Raw genomic sequence first — 12,562 nt, forward strand, 5'->3', positions numbered from 1 at the left:
CGGGTGCGTGCGGTGGCCAAGGCGGATTGCCGGCTAAACGAAGGAGCAAGGCATGACCTTGATCTGGTTCATCTATGCCGCCTGGCTGCTGCTGATTGTTTATCTGACCGTTCAGGCAATCGGCGTGAAACGCGATACCGAGCCGCATTTGCTGCAGAGCTTCGGTTTGATGTTTGCCATGATCGCCGCCTTCCTGCTGCCGCGCCTGCCGTTGTTCGGCTTCGTCAACTTCGCCCCCCGTCAACGCGGCCCTGGGCGGCATCGGCGCGGTGATCGCCGTCGCCGGCATGGCGCTGCTGGTCTGGGCGCGGCAAATTCTCGGCCGCAACTGGAGCCAGACCGTCTCGGCCAAGCAGAACCATAACCTGGTGAGATCCGGCCCATACCGCAGCCTGCGCCATCCCATGTACACGGGCGGCCTGCTGGCATGCCTGGGCTCGGCGATCGTGGTGGGCGGCCCTTTCGTCTTTCTGTTCATCCTGCTCGGGGCGATTTTCATCTGGCGTGTCGGCGCCGAGGACCGGCTTCTGGCACGGCAATTTCCCGGTGAATTCCCCGACTATGCGCGCTGCACGAACGCGCTTATCCCATTCGTATGGTAGCCTGCTTGCCGCGAAAGACGCTGCCTTATCCGTGGCACTCGACAATTGACGTTGGCCCGGTCGCCGCTTAGCACTTCTCCTCCCGCAGGCGCGGGGGAGGATTCTCTCATTATGGATTTTGGCGGAGGCGACGAGATCCGCTTCGAGCGGCTGGGCAAGGCGGGTGTGGTCACCTTGACCCGGCCGAAGGCGCTCAACGCCGTCACGCACGACATGGTCAACGCGCTCGGCAAGGCGCTCGATGCTTGGGAAGAGAACGCCGGCATCAATGTCGTCGTCGTCAAGGCCGAGGGCAGGGCGTTTTCCGCCGGCGGCGATATCCTGCACATCCATGAGGCCGGCCGGGCCGGCAAGCCGCCCGTCGACTTCTTCGCCGACGAATATCGGCTCAACGCCCGCATCGCCCGCTTCAAGAAACCCTATGTCGCGCTGATCGACGGCATCGTCATGGGCGGCGGCGTCGGCATCTCCTTCCACGGCTCGCATCGCGTGCTGACCGAAAACGCGCAGTTCGCCATGCCGGAGGTCGGCATCGGCTTCTTCCCGGATGTCGGCGCCAGCCACCTGCTGCCGGATCTCGGCGGCTCTTTCGGCATGTATCTCGGATTGACCGGAAATCGCATCCGTTACGGCGATGCGCTTTGGTCGGGGCTCGCCACGCACACTATCAAGGCGGAGGACCAGGCGGGCCTGCTCGACGAACTGGCGACGAGCGGCGACGCGAATGCAGAATTGCGCGATTTCTTCGTGCCCGCGAAACGCGAGACGGAGCGGCAGGACCTGGAGTCGATCGCGCGCCATTTTTCGCAGAGCTCGCTCGCCGGCATTATCGACAGCCTGGAACGGGCAGGGGCTGAAGATGCTTTCGCCGCAAAGACGCTTGCGACCTTGAAAACCCGCTCGCCGACCAGCCTCAACATCGCCTGGCGCCAGATCAGCGCCGGCTCGACGCTGTCGATGGACGAATGCATGAGGATGGAGTTCCGCATCCTGAACCGCATGCTTGCCGGCCACGATTTCTATGAAGGCATCCGCGCCGCCATCATCGACAAGGGCTCTACACCCAAGTGGCGGCCGGCGGGGCTGGATGAGGTCGATGCGGCCGAGATCGACGCCTATTTCGCGCCGCTCGGGGATAAGGAACTCGCGCTGTGAGCGAAGTCACCTCCAGGCGCGTGGTGCTGCAGCCCTCGACCACCGAGGTGATCTTCGCCTGGTTCCAGCGCGTGATCGCCGGCTACTGCCTTTTGTTCGGCATCCTCTATTGGATCCGCCTGATCGGCATCTATCCGGGCGAACTGTGGCGCTTCGACCTGATGCCGGTGCACTGGCAGGTGGCGGCGGCCATGCTCGCCGTCTTCTTCCCCTTCGCCGCCGCCGGCCTCTGGATGCTGGCATCGTGGGGACCGGTGATCTGGTTCATCTGCGCGGCGACCGAGACGGTGATGTATGCCGGCTTCCCCGATCTCTTCGGCCATCGGCTGCTGATCGTCGTCTCGCATGCCTGCGTGGCCTTGCTCTACATCGTCTTTCGCGTCACCATATGGCTGCAGAAGCGCCAGCTTCGCCAATGAGCATGATGCCGAAAAGTGTGAAGCGGTTTTCGGATGACATCATGCTCCACCCATAAAGCCGGCCGATGGCCTGCCTCCGCGGGGCGCTTTCTCAGCCCCGTTTCACCCCAAGATCCATTGGCTAAATCTTTAGGTTAATTGTTCTTGCTCGGGTGACCGATCGTTAAGCGTCTTCCGAAACCTCTTACCGGTAAGCTCTTGTTAGCCCTGGCGTTTAAGTCGAATTTTATGAGTATTCGATAGTGTCGCGATCAAGGTGAAAAACAAAAAATCACCAAGGCGACAAACGAGAGGCAAAGACAATGATCAATTCGCGTCCGGCGGCGAAGACCGCAAACGTATCCGACGATCGCCGCGAGGCTATCCGCTCGCTGTACATGGAATCGCTGCAGCTGGTGGAGCGTCTGCACCGCCGCCTGCTTGACGTGATCAAGGACGAGTTCGACCGCAACGGCCGCTCCGACATCAACGCCATCCAGGCGCTGCTGCTCTTCAACATCGGCAATTCGGAGCTGACCGCCGGCGAGCTGCGCTCGCGTGGCTATTATCTCGGCTCGAACGTCTCCTACAATCTGAAGAAGCTGGTCGACCTCGGCTTCATCAACCACCAGCGCTCGCGCATCGACCGCCGTTCGGTCCGCGTCTCGCTGACGCCGAAAGGCAACGAGGTGGCCGACGTCGTCGCCGGCCTCTACGAGCGCCATGTCGGTTCGATCGAGGCGGTCGGCGGCATCAACACCGACGAGTTCAAGCAGATGAACCGCGCCCTGCAGCGGCTGGATCGCTTCTGGAACGATACGATCGCTTATCGGATGTGAGTGCTTCGGAATTGGGACGGGAAAGCCGCGCCGAAGAAGCAGGGCCCCGGGGGGAAAGAATAGGAGGCCGGCGCCGAAGCGCGCCGGTCTTTTTCTTTATTGCGAAGGCGGGCATTTGCGGGAGCTTGACCGTCGCTTCGCGCGCATGAAGGCTCTGCGCCTGAAGGGCAGGGCACAGATTTCATAAGGACGCGCTGGCATCTTGCGATGCAAAAAAGCATCGCCGTCATTTCTTTCATCTGGCCGCCGCATGCAAATCGCGGGCCAAGGCCACGTTGCCGCCATAATCGCGGTTAATGCGAGTGGTGGGTGATGCTGCGGGCCTATGCCTTGCGCTCCTTGGAACCTGCGTTGCGGCAGCGCGTTCTGGCAGCCGATCAACGTCAGGTCATGGTTGGCGAATTGTTAAGTTTGCCGCCCCTAGAGTGTGGACAAAGCCGCCCGGCAAGCGAGTTGAGCGAGAGCGATAAAGCAAGAATGTCTGCCATGAGAACCAGCCGCCGTTTCTTCCTTACCGGAGCCTCCGCGCTCGCCGCCGCCATGGTCGCCGGCCATGCGAGCGCCCAGGACGTGATCGGGGACATCCTGAAATCCTCGACGCGCGGCAATTGGGACGACCAGTTCGACGCGCGCGGCACCGACACCAACAAGGTCGCTTCGACGCTGCCGATCTTCAGCCAGCAGACGGTGGCCTTCACCGAGCAGGCGGTGGCGCAGTATCAGAACATCGTCTCCCAGGGCGGCTGGGAGCAGGTTCCGGCGACCAAGAAATTACAGCTCGGCGTCGACGATCCGGATGTCGTCCCGCTGCGCAAGCGCCTGATGGTGTCGGGCGACCTGCCGCAGAGCGCCGGCATTTCGACGGCATTCGATTCCTATGTCGACTCGGCGGTCAAGCGCTTCCAGCTTCGTCACGGCCTGCCGGCCGACGGCGCCATGGGCAAATACACCTACGCCGCGATGAACGTGTCGGCGCAGGTCCGGCTCGGCCAGTTGCAGACCAACCTGCAGCGCCTGAAGGAAAAGGCCGGCACGCTCGGCGACCGTTACGTGCTGGTCGACATTCCGGGCGCCCAGGTCGAAGCGGTCGAGAACGACCGCGTCGTGCTGCGCCACACGGCGATTGTCGGCAAGATCGACCGCCAGACGCCGATCGTCAATTCGAAGATCAACGAGATCATCGTCAATCCGTACTGGAATGCGCCGGTTTCGATCGTGCGCAAGGACATCATTCCGCTGATGCGGAAGGACCCGAACTACCTCAAGGACAGCCACATCCGCCTGTTCGCGCCGGACGGCAGCGAGGTGGATCCGATGACCATCGACTGGTCGACGGACGATGCCGCGAAATACCGTTTCCGCCAGGATCCCGGCAGCAACAATGCGATGGCCTCGGTCAAGATCAACTTCCCGAGCCCGGACGGCGTCTATATGCACGACACGCCGCAGCAGAGCCTGTTCGGCAAGCTGATGCGCTTCGATTCCTCGGGCTGCGTGCGCGTCCAGAACGTGCGCGACCTCGTCACCTGGATCCTGCGCGACACGCCCGGCTGGGATCGCCAGCATTTCGAGGCGGCGATCAAGACCGGCGAGAACACGCCGATCAATGTGGTCAATCCGGTGCCGGTCCACTTCCTCTATCTCTCGGCATGGTCGACGGCTCCGGGCGTCGTGCAGTTCCGCGACGATATTTACGCGCTTGACGGCGCCACCGAGCTGCAGATCAGCTCCGCGCAGTAAGCATCTGATTCTTAAAAGAAAAAGGCCGCTCTTGCAGCGGCCTTTTTGTTTGTGCGACGCAATGCGCGCCTTACAGCAATTCCAGGAAAAGTGTGTGCGGTTTCCGTCCGGAATTGCGTGAAAGTAAGGAGATAGAGCGGTTCGCCGCTTCCGTGAAACGGAGCTTGGGCGTGGGGGCAGTCGGGGCGCGTCTTCGGCTTTCCGAGCGGTCCGGGAGCCGCCTGCAACAAGACAATCGCGCCAGCATCGCAAGGCCCTTGCGGTACCCGGGCCGTGCGGCGCGGCCTCAGATGGCGCCCCCCGGATATCCGGTGGCTGCTGAACTCGTCCTGCCGATGATCTCCTGACAAGAATAACAAGCCCGCCGCCGCGGCGATGGCCGCGGTCGGCGTTGAATGTCAGCCTAGCTCACAAAAGTCAGTAAACCACTTTACGCAACCGCTTTACTAGCCAAATTTTATGGGATAGCGTTTGGTTCGTTGCTGGCTGGGGCGGACATGAGCACCATCAATGAAGTCGCGATAATGGCGAGGGTGTCGACCACCACCGTGTCGCGCTATCTCAACAATCGCATCGAGCTTCCGGCGGAGACGGCGGCGCGCATCGACGCGGCCATCGTGGCGCTCGACTATCGCCCGAACATCCTCGCCAAGCGCCTGAGCCTTGGCCGCTCCGAGGCGATCGGCATGATGACGCCTGAAATCGCCAACCCGTTCTTTGCCGAACTGGCCGCCGCCGTCGAGGACGAGGCGGAAAAGCACGGCTATTCCGTGCTGATGAGCAGCACCGGCGGCAACCGGGAGCGCGAGCTCGCCAGTCTCAGGCGGCTGAAGGACGGCCATGTCGACGGGCTGATCATGATGACCAACCGGCCGGACGACGGCTCGCTCGCCGCCACGCTTCACCATTACGGCCACATCGTTCTGATCGACGAGGACATTCCGGGCGTCAACGTTCCGAAAATCTTCGTCGAGAACCGCGAAGGCGCTCGCGCCGCGACGCGCCACCTCATCGAGGCCGGGCACCGGCGCATCGCCCATATCGGCGGCCCGGCGAAGCTGTTCAGCGCCATCGAACGACTGGCCGGGTACCGCGACGTCCTGGCCGAGGCGGGGATAGAAGTCGACGACGGCGATATCCGCCAGGGCGAGTATTCGCGCGCGTTCGGCCGCGCAGCCATGCTGGACATACTGGCCGGCGGCCAGCCGCCGACGGCCGTTTTCGCCGGCAGCGATTTCATTGCCATCGGCATCATGGAAGCGGTGCGTTCCAAAGGCCTCAACGTGCCGCAGGACATCTCGCTGGTCGGCTTCGACGACATGCCGTTTGCCGACCTCCTCGCGCCAGGCCTTACCACAATCCGTCAGCCGACCGCCGAACTCGGCCGCATCGGGTTCAGCACGCTCAAGGCGCTGATCGACAAGGCGTCGCCGCCTGAACTCACACGGCTCCCGGTCGCGCTGGTCAAGCGCAACTCGGTAGCGCCGCCACGCTCCTGAGACAGACAGTTCGCAACCAAGAAAGGGGAATGAAACAAATGACAAGATCGATCATGAAATCAATAGCGTACGCCGCTGCTCTCGGGCTTGGCCTGGTGGCCGGACCGACACTCGCCGCCGACTTCAGCGCCGTCTATGTGATGTCGGACAATCTCGGCGACATGGGCTTCAACGACAACGCCGCCACCGGCTTCGCCCGCGCCGAGAAGGAAGGCGTCAAGACGCGCCTGCTGCAGGCATCGCCGACCGATCCGCAGCTCTGGCGCCAGAATCTCGAGGCGGTATCGAATTCGGGCGAATGGAGCGTCGTCTTCACCGGACCGAACATGCACGACAACCTGGCCGACGTCGCGCCGCAGCACCCCGACCAGAAATACGTCTTCTTCGACGACGAGTTGAAGCAGCCGAATGTTCTTTCGGTGAAATACGCGCAAAATGAAGGCTCTTACCTTGCCGGCGCGCTGGCCGCGATCGCGGCGACCGACAAGAAGGATTTTCCGCTCACGTCCGGCGATCCGAAGATCGCGGTGGTCGCCGGCATGGACCTGCCGGTCATCCAGGACTTCATCCTCGGATTCAAGCAGGGCGCCAAGACCGTCGTGCCGGACATCGACGTGCAGGTGATCTTCATCGGCAACTTCAACGACGCGCAGAAGGCTTACGACCTGACCAAGACCGCGATCCAGAACGGCGCCAACGTCGTCTTCAACGTCGCCGGCCCTGCCGGCCTCGGTATCCTCAAGGGCGCGGCGGACTCCAAGAAATACGCCATCGGCGTCGATTCCGACCAGAGCGGCCTGCACCCGGACAATGTGATCGCCTCGATGATCAAGCAGATCGGCAACTCGATCTACGACTCGATCAAGCAGATCCAGGACGGCAAGGCCGAGTTCGGCAAGCTCAAGGTCTACGGCCTCGCCAATGAGGGCGTCGGCCTTGTCTACAACGACAAGCTGGTGCCCGCCGACATCAAGGCCAAAGTCGACGCCGCCAAGGCCAAGGTGGTCAGCGGCGAGATCAAGGTCGACACTGCTTTCAAGTAAGCCCTCCCAGGACCTTGAAACGGGACGCTGCCAAGGCAGCGTCCCGCCATGCCGACCAGGAAGCGTGCCCCAGGAAGCGTGCCGATGAGCGACCCGGATATCATCTTGAGCCTTGCAGGCATCGCCAAGTCGTTTGGCGAGAAGGCCGCGCTCAGTCATGTCGACCTCGATGTCCGGCGCGGCGAGGTGCATGTCATCTGCGGCGAGAACGGCGCCGGCAAGTCGACGCTGATGAACATCCTTGCCGGCATTCACCAGCCGAACGCCGGCTCCATCGTGCTGAACGGCAAGACCGTGACGATCGCGGACCCGATTGCCGCGAGCCGCCTCGGCATCGGCATGGTGCACCAGCACTTCACGCTGGTGCCGTCCATGAGCGTAGCTGAGAACCTGTTTCTCGGCCGCCAGCCGCGCCGGCTGGGTATCTTCTCCGACCGCCGGCAGATGGTCGAGCGCGCCCGCGAACTGATCGCGCGTTACAATTTCCGCCTCGATCCGGAAGCGCCGGTGCGCACGCTTTCGGTCGGCCAGCGCCAGCGCGTCGAGATCCTGAAGGCGCTGGCGTTCGACGCGGATCTCTTGATCCTCGACGAGCCGACCGCCGTGCTGACTCCGCCGGAAGTCGATGAGCTGATCGGTGTGGTCGACGGCTTGCGCGCCAGGGGCCGCACCATTCTTTTCATCACCCACAAGCTGCGCGAGGTGAAAGCCGTTTCCGACCGCGTGACCGTCATTCGCCATGGCCGCAGCATTTCGACGCGCGATACGGCCGACGTCACCGAAGCCGACATCGCCCGCGACATGGTCGGCCGCGACGTGTTCCTGGTCGGCCGCAAGGGCAGTGGGCAGCGCAGCTTCGGCGCCCCGGTCCTGACGCTCGACAGTGTCAGCATGACCAATCATTCAGGCCGACGTCTGCTCGACCGCATCTCTCTCCAGGTGCGCGCCGGCGAGGTTCTGGGCATCGCCGGCGTCGACGGCAACGGCCAGACCGAACTCGCCGAGGCGATCGCCGGGCTGATGCCGGTGCAGGCGGGCAGGATCCGTTTCGGCGACCGGGATTTGACCGACGGTGACCTCTGGAAGCGCCAGCAGGCCGGTCTCGGCTTCGTGCCGGAAGACCGCCTCGACCGTGGCCTGAGCGTCACGATGAGCGTCGCCGAGAACGTCGCGGCGACCAACTACAGCCGCGCCGGATTGCTGTCCGGCGGCCTGATCAATCGGCAGAAGCTGAACAGCTTCGCGGACGAGAAGATCAAGGAGTTCGACGTGCGCGGCGCGCAGCCTGCCACCCAGGCCGGCTGGCTCTCCGGCGGCAACATGCAGAAACTGGTGATTGCCCGCGAGCTGGAGCGCGACCCATCGCTGCTCCTGATCTGCCAGCCGACGCGCGGACTGGACATCGGCGCGTCCGAATTCGTTCACGCGCGCATCCTGCAAGCCGCCGACCGGGGCCGCGCCGTGCTCCTGATTTCGTCCGAGCTCTCGGAGATCTTCGCGCTCTCCGACAGGATCGGCGTCATGTATTCGGGGCGCATGATGCGCGTCCTCGACCGCGCCACGGCCGACGAGGAGACCGTCGGATATCTGATGAACGGCGGATCGAAGGAGGCTGCGTAATGGCGCCGTCGCTGTCCAATTTCCTGCGCGTCATCCGCGCGCCGCTCGCCGCGATCCTGCTCACGCTGGCGCTCGGCTTTATGCTGGTCGCGTCGATCACGGATGAGCCGGTCCGCGCCTATCGCGACCTGTTGCTCGCCAATTTCGATTCGCTCGGCAACTTCGCCCTGTTCCTGAACCGCGCCACGCCGCTCACCCTGATCGCGCTCGGCGTCGTCTTCTCCTTTCGCGCCGGCATCTTCAATGTCGGCGGCGAGGGCCAGCTCTACGCGGGCGCGGTCACCACCACCGTCGTCGCCATCGCCGGCGCTTCGCTGCCGGCCTTTATGCTGATGCCGCTCGCCATCGTCGCCGGTTTTCTTGCCGGCGCGGTGGTCGGCTGGATTCCGGGCGTGCTCAAGGTGCGTCTCGCCGTCGACGAGGTGGTGACGACACTGATGCTCAACATCATCATTCTCCTGGTCACCTCCTGGCTGGCCAACCAGGTGATCCGCGACACCACCGCCTATGGCGCGGTGAGTTGGATGGTGCCGAGCTCGATCTGGCTGCCGCCCTTGCCTTTCGTTCCGCGCGCCACCAGCGGCTTCCTTGTCGCCGCCGTGCTTGCCGTCGTCTCATGGATCGTGCTGTTCCGCACCCGATGGGGCGCGGAGGTTCGCGCGGCCGGCACCAATCTGCGCTTTGCCGAGGCCACCGGCGTGCCGGCGGCGCGGCGGGTGATCTCGGCGATGGTCATCGCCGGTGGATTGGCCGGGCTGGCCGGAGCGCTTTATGTGCTCGGCGTCGGACACCGCTTCGAGCAGAATTTCTCGCCGAGCTACGGGCTTGTCGGCCTGACCTGCGCCCTGCTTGCCCGCGTCCATCCGATCGGTTCGCTGGCGACCGCGCTGTTCTACGCGGCGATGCTGAATGGCGCTGCCTACATGCAGATTTCCACGGATGTGCCGCGCTCGCTGGTCAACCTTTTGACGGGCCTGCTCGTGCTGCTGATGACGGCGCGGCTGCGTCGCGCCGCCCAGGCAGCGTGAGGAGGTAAGGAATGAACCTCGCATCGCTGCTCGCCGCGGTCCTTGAACAGTCGACCCCGATCCTGCTTGCCGCGCTGGCGGCCATGATCACCTTGCGCGCCAACATCCTCAATGTCGCGGTCGAGGGCATGATGCTGGCGGCCGCCTTCGCGGCCATCGCCGTCGGCGACTGGAGCGGCAGCGCCTGGCCGGCCTTCCTATCGGCGCTGGTGGTCGCGGTGGTGCTTTCGCAGCTTCTGGCGCTGCTGACCTTGCGCTTCTTCGCCGACTTCATCGTGGCGGGCCTTGGCATCAACCTGCTCGCCGCAGGCGGCACGCTCTTCATCCTCGAGCGCTACTACAACAGTCCGGGCGGCCTGAGGCCGATAGCCTTTCCCGACATCTGGCATGTTCCGGCCGGATCGCTGTCCTGGCTGCCTGTGCTCGGCCCGGCCTTCGAAGGCCAAAGCATCATCGTGCTGATCGCACTTGTCGCGGTCCCACTCACCTATGTCTTCCTCTACAAGACGCCGCTCGGCGCCAGCCTGCGGGCCGCGGGAGAGGACGAGCACGCAGCGCGTTCCGCCGGCATCCGCATCGCTGCCATGAAGGCCCTGTCCTTGGCGATCAGCGGCTTGCTGGCCGGGCTTGCCGGCGCGCAGCTTGCCATGGACAAGCTGCATTTCTTCCTGCCGAACATGACCAGCGGCCGCGGCTTCATCGGGCTGGCCGCGACGCTGTTCGGCGGCGGCCAACCCTGGATGACGGCTGCGGCGTCCTTCCTGTTCGGCTTCTTCGGCGCGCTGGGCGACCGCCTGCAAGTGTTCGCCATCCCCTCGCAGTTCGTGCTGATGCTGCCCTATCTCGCCGCCATCATCGGCCTGACCTTCGCTCGCTGGCGCATCCTGGTGCGCAACCGCCCGGCCAGAATTCAGGACAATCCCCAATGACGAAGCCGATCGTCCTCGACTGCGATCCGGGCAATGACGATGCCCTGGGCATCCTGGTCGCCGCCGGCCATAAGGCGCTCGACCTGAAGGCGGTGACGACGGGTGCCGGTCATCTCGCCGGGGACCGCACGGCGCGCAACGGCGCCATCGTCCTTGCCGTTGCGGGGCGCGACGACGTTCCGGTTTCGGCCGGCGCCGTGGGGCCGTTGGTGCGCGAAAGGCTGATCGCCGGCATCCTCGATCAGACCGCTGCGCTCGACCCGGAGCGGCCGGATCTCGAAGCGGTCAACCTCGATCCACGCCACTCCAGCGACCTCGTCGCAGAGATGGTCCTTTCAGGCGCCGCCGGCACCGTCGTCACCACCGGTCCGCTGACCAATCTGGCGCTCGCGTTGCGGCGCAACCCCGGCCTGGCGGAGAGGATCGAGCGTATCGTCTCGCTCGGCGGGGCCTGGGGGCTCGGCAACAAGACAGCGGCGGCGGAGTGGAACGTTCTGTGCGATCCGGAGGCAGCCGCCATCGTGTTCGGGGCCGGCATTCCTTTGACGCTTCTTCCGGTCGACGTGGGACCGCAGGCGGTTATCACCGAAGGATTGATCGCGGACGTCGAGGCGATTGGCGGCAAGGTCGGGCTCTTCGCTGCCGAGCTCCTGCGCTCGCTGAATACGACATTCCGCCCGGGTGTGTTCGGGCCCGTCGCAATGCCGCTCAACGATCCCGTGGCATCGCTCGTCACGGCCGAACCCTCCCTGGCCAGGACCGTTCCGGCTCGGGTCGAGGTCGAGCTCGCCGGCAAATTCACCTATGGCCGCACGGTCATCGACTTTGCCGGACGCTCGGGGCCGCCGAACGCCGAAATCGCCGTCGAGCTTGATGGCGAGGGCATCCACGCCGCCTTCATCGCAGCATTGAAGCGGCTGGCCAGCCGGTCTTACAAAACAGGAGAGGAAGTATGACAAAGAGCCGTCGCGTCCTGATCGCGGGCGAATCCTGGACCGTTCATTCGATCCACCAGAAGGGCTTCGATTCCTTCACCACGACGGAGTACGCCGAAGGCGTGCGCTGGCTGCGCGACGCCCTCGAAGGCGGTGGCTGGGACGTTGTCTACCAGCCGGCCCATGTCGCCGCGCGCGACTTCCCCTTCAGCGCCGGCGAGCTGGCGAAGTTCGACTGCATTATGCTGAGCGACATCGGCGCCAACACCCTGTTGCTTCATCCCGACACGTTCGTGCGGTCGAAGATGCTGCCCAATCGCCTCGAAGCGATACGCGACTATGTCCTCGGCGGCGGCGGACTGGTGATGATCGGCGGCTATATGACCTTCCAGGGCATCGACGCCAAGGCGCGCTATCGCGACACCGAAATCGCGGAGGTGCTGGGCGTGGAAATGGAGGCGGGCGATGACCGCGCCGAGCGGCCGCAAGGCGTGAAGCCGAGCGTGGCCGCTGCAAGTCATCCGATCGTCGGCGGGCTGGAAGCGGAGTGGCCGGCGCTGCTCGGCTACAACCGCTTTGCCGCCAGGCAGAAGGCGACGGTGGTCGCGACCGTCGGCAACGATCCCTTGATCGTCGCGGCGGAGTTCGGCAAGGGGCGGTCGGTCGCCTTTGCCTCGGATTGCGGGCCGCATTGGGCGCCGCCCGCTTTTGTCGATTGGCCGGGCTACACGACGCTCTGGCGGCAGATCGTCGGCTGGGCGGCGGGAGCCTGAC

At 64.3% G+C, this 12,562-nt stretch carries 13 protein-coding genes; all 13 read left to right on the forward strand.

Annotated features, from left to right (window positions below; genetic code table 11):
* Positions 1–52: 52 nt before the first annotated feature.
* The 13 genes from FJ418_RS27200 to FJ418_RS27260 all read left to right on the forward strand — a co-directional run bounded on the left by FJ418_RS27200 (position 53) and on the right by FJ418_RS27260 (position 12,561).
* Positions 53–364 (forward strand): hypothetical protein, encoded by a 312-nt coding sequence (locus tag FJ418_RS27200; protein ID WP_140870969.1) that lies wholly within the window; start codon positions 53–55, stop codon positions 362–364.
* Positions 288–602, forward strand: coding sequence for an isoprenylcysteine carboxylmethyltransferase family protein (locus tag FJ418_RS27205; protein WP_140870972.1), 315 nt, complete (start codon positions 288–290; stop codon positions 600–602). Before FJ418_RS27200 ends, FJ418_RS27205 begins: the two co-directional genes overlap by 77 nt.
* Positions 603–713: 111 nt before the next feature.
* The gene (locus tag FJ418_RS27210; protein WP_140870974.1) at positions 714–1,757 is read left to right on the forward strand and encodes an enoyl-CoA hydratase/isomerase family protein; all 1,044 of its coding nucleotides are present in this window, start codon (positions 714–716) and stop codon (positions 1,755–1,757) included.
* Positions 1,754–2,176: a DUF6163 family protein gene (locus FJ418_RS27215; RefSeq protein WP_140641396.1), complete on the forward strand. Its 423-nt coding sequence runs from the start codon at positions 1,754–1,756 to the stop codon at positions 2,174–2,176. Before FJ418_RS27210 ends, FJ418_RS27215 begins: the two co-directional genes overlap by 4 nt.
* A gap of 302 nt (positions 2,177–2,478) precedes the next feature.
* On the forward strand, positions 2,479–2,994 hold the full coding sequence (locus FJ418_RS27220; RefSeq protein WP_040983294.1) for a MarR family winged helix-turn-helix transcriptional regulator: 516 nt from the start codon (positions 2,479–2,481) through the stop codon (positions 2,992–2,994).
* Positions 2,995–3,480: 486 nt separating this feature from the next.
* On the forward strand, positions 3,481–4,734 hold the full coding sequence (locus tag FJ418_RS27225) for a L,D-transpeptidase family protein (protein ID WP_140785249.1): 1,254 nt from the start codon (positions 3,481–3,483) through the stop codon (positions 4,732–4,734).
* A gap of 497 nt (positions 4,735–5,231) precedes the next feature.
* Positions 5,232–6,233, forward strand: a complete 1,002-nt coding sequence (locus tag FJ418_RS27230; protein ID WP_140870977.1) for a LacI family DNA-binding transcriptional regulator — start codon at positions 5,232–5,234, stop codon at positions 6,231–6,233.
* Positions 6,234–6,286: 53 nt separating this feature from the next.
* Positions 6,287–7,276 carry a BMP family ABC transporter substrate-binding protein gene (locus FJ418_RS27235; RefSeq protein WP_181167104.1) on the forward strand — a complete coding sequence of 330 codons (990 nt, stop codon included), beginning with the start codon at positions 6,287–6,289 and terminating at the stop codon, positions 7,274–7,276.
* Between the two features lie 84 nt (positions 7,277–7,360).
* Positions 7,361–8,896: an ABC transporter ATP-binding protein gene (locus FJ418_RS27240; protein WP_181167105.1), complete on the forward strand. Its 1,536-nt coding sequence runs from the start codon at positions 7,361–7,363 to the stop codon at positions 8,894–8,896.
* Positions 8,896–9,924 (forward strand): ABC transporter permease, encoded by a 1,029-nt coding sequence (locus FJ418_RS27245; protein ID WP_140870983.1) that lies wholly within the window; start codon positions 8,896–8,898, stop codon positions 9,922–9,924. Before FJ418_RS27240 ends, FJ418_RS27245 begins: the two co-directional genes overlap by 1 nt.
* A gap of 11 nt (positions 9,925–9,935) precedes the next feature.
* A complete protein-coding gene (locus tag FJ418_RS27250) occupies positions 9,936–10,853 on the forward strand; it encodes an ABC transporter permease (RefSeq protein ID WP_140870985.1) in 918 nt (305 codons plus the stop codon).
* Positions 10,850–11,809, forward strand: coding sequence for a nucleoside hydrolase (locus FJ418_RS27255; protein WP_140870988.1), 960 nt, complete (start codon positions 10,850–10,852; stop codon positions 11,807–11,809). Before FJ418_RS27250 ends, FJ418_RS27255 begins: the two co-directional genes overlap by 4 nt.
* The gene (locus tag FJ418_RS27260; protein ID WP_140870991.1) at positions 11,806–12,561 is read left to right on the forward strand and encodes a glutamine amidotransferase; all 756 of its coding nucleotides are present in this window, start codon (positions 11,806–11,808) and stop codon (positions 12,559–12,561) included. The genes FJ418_RS27255 and FJ418_RS27260 overlap by 4 nt, the downstream gene beginning before the upstream one ends.
* The last annotated feature ends 1 nt before the right edge of the window (position 12,562 follow it).

The organism is Mesorhizobium sp. B2-8-3 (genome assembly GCF_006440815.1).
GTDB lineage: Bacteria > Pseudomonadota > Alphaproteobacteria > Rhizobiales > Rhizobiaceae > Mesorhizobium.

Excerpts from the sequence above, each read along its gene's own strand:
- FJ418_RS27200 (WP_140870969.1), top strand. The coding sequence starts at position 53 with ATGACCTTGATCTGGTTCATCTATGCCGCCTGGCTGCTGCTGATTGTT.
- FJ418_RS27205 (WP_140870972.1), top strand. The coding sequence starts at position 288 with ATGGCGCTGCTGGTCTGGGCGCGGCAAATTCTCGGCCGCAACTGGAGC.
- FJ418_RS27210 (WP_140870974.1), top strand. The coding sequence starts at position 714 with ATGGATTTTGGCGGAGGCGACGAGATCCGCTTCGAGCGGCTGGGCAAG.
- FJ418_RS27220 (WP_040983294.1), top strand. The coding sequence starts at position 2,479 with ATGATCAATTCGCGTCCGGCGGCGAAGACCGCAAACGTATCCGACGAT.
- FJ418_RS27225 (WP_140785249.1), top strand. The coding sequence starts at position 3,481 with ATGAGAACCAGCCGCCGTTTCTTCCTTACCGGAGCCTCCGCGCTCGCC.
- FJ418_RS27230 (WP_140870977.1), top strand. The coding sequence starts at position 5,232 with ATGAGCACCATCAATGAAGTCGCGATAATGGCGAGGGTGTCGACCACC.
- FJ418_RS27235 (WP_181167104.1), top strand. The coding sequence starts at position 6,287 with ATGAAATCAATAGCGTACGCCGCTGCTCTCGGGCTTGGCCTGGTGGCC.
- FJ418_RS27240 (WP_181167105.1), top strand. The coding sequence starts at position 7,361 with ATGAGCGACCCGGATATCATCTTGAGCCTTGCAGGCATCGCCAAGTCG.
- FJ418_RS27245 (WP_140870983.1), top strand. The coding sequence starts at position 8,896 with ATGGCGCCGTCGCTGTCCAATTTCCTGCGCGTCATCCGCGCGCCGCTC.
- FJ418_RS27250 (WP_140870985.1), top strand. The coding sequence starts at position 9,936 with ATGAACCTCGCATCGCTGCTCGCCGCGGTCCTTGAACAGTCGACCCCG.
- FJ418_RS27255 (WP_140870988.1), top strand. The coding sequence starts at position 10,850 with ATGACGAAGCCGATCGTCCTCGACTGCGATCCGGGCAATGACGATGCC.
- FJ418_RS27260 (WP_140870991.1), top strand. The coding sequence starts at position 11,806 with ATGACAAAGAGCCGTCGCGTCCTGATCGCGGGCGAATCCTGGACCGTT.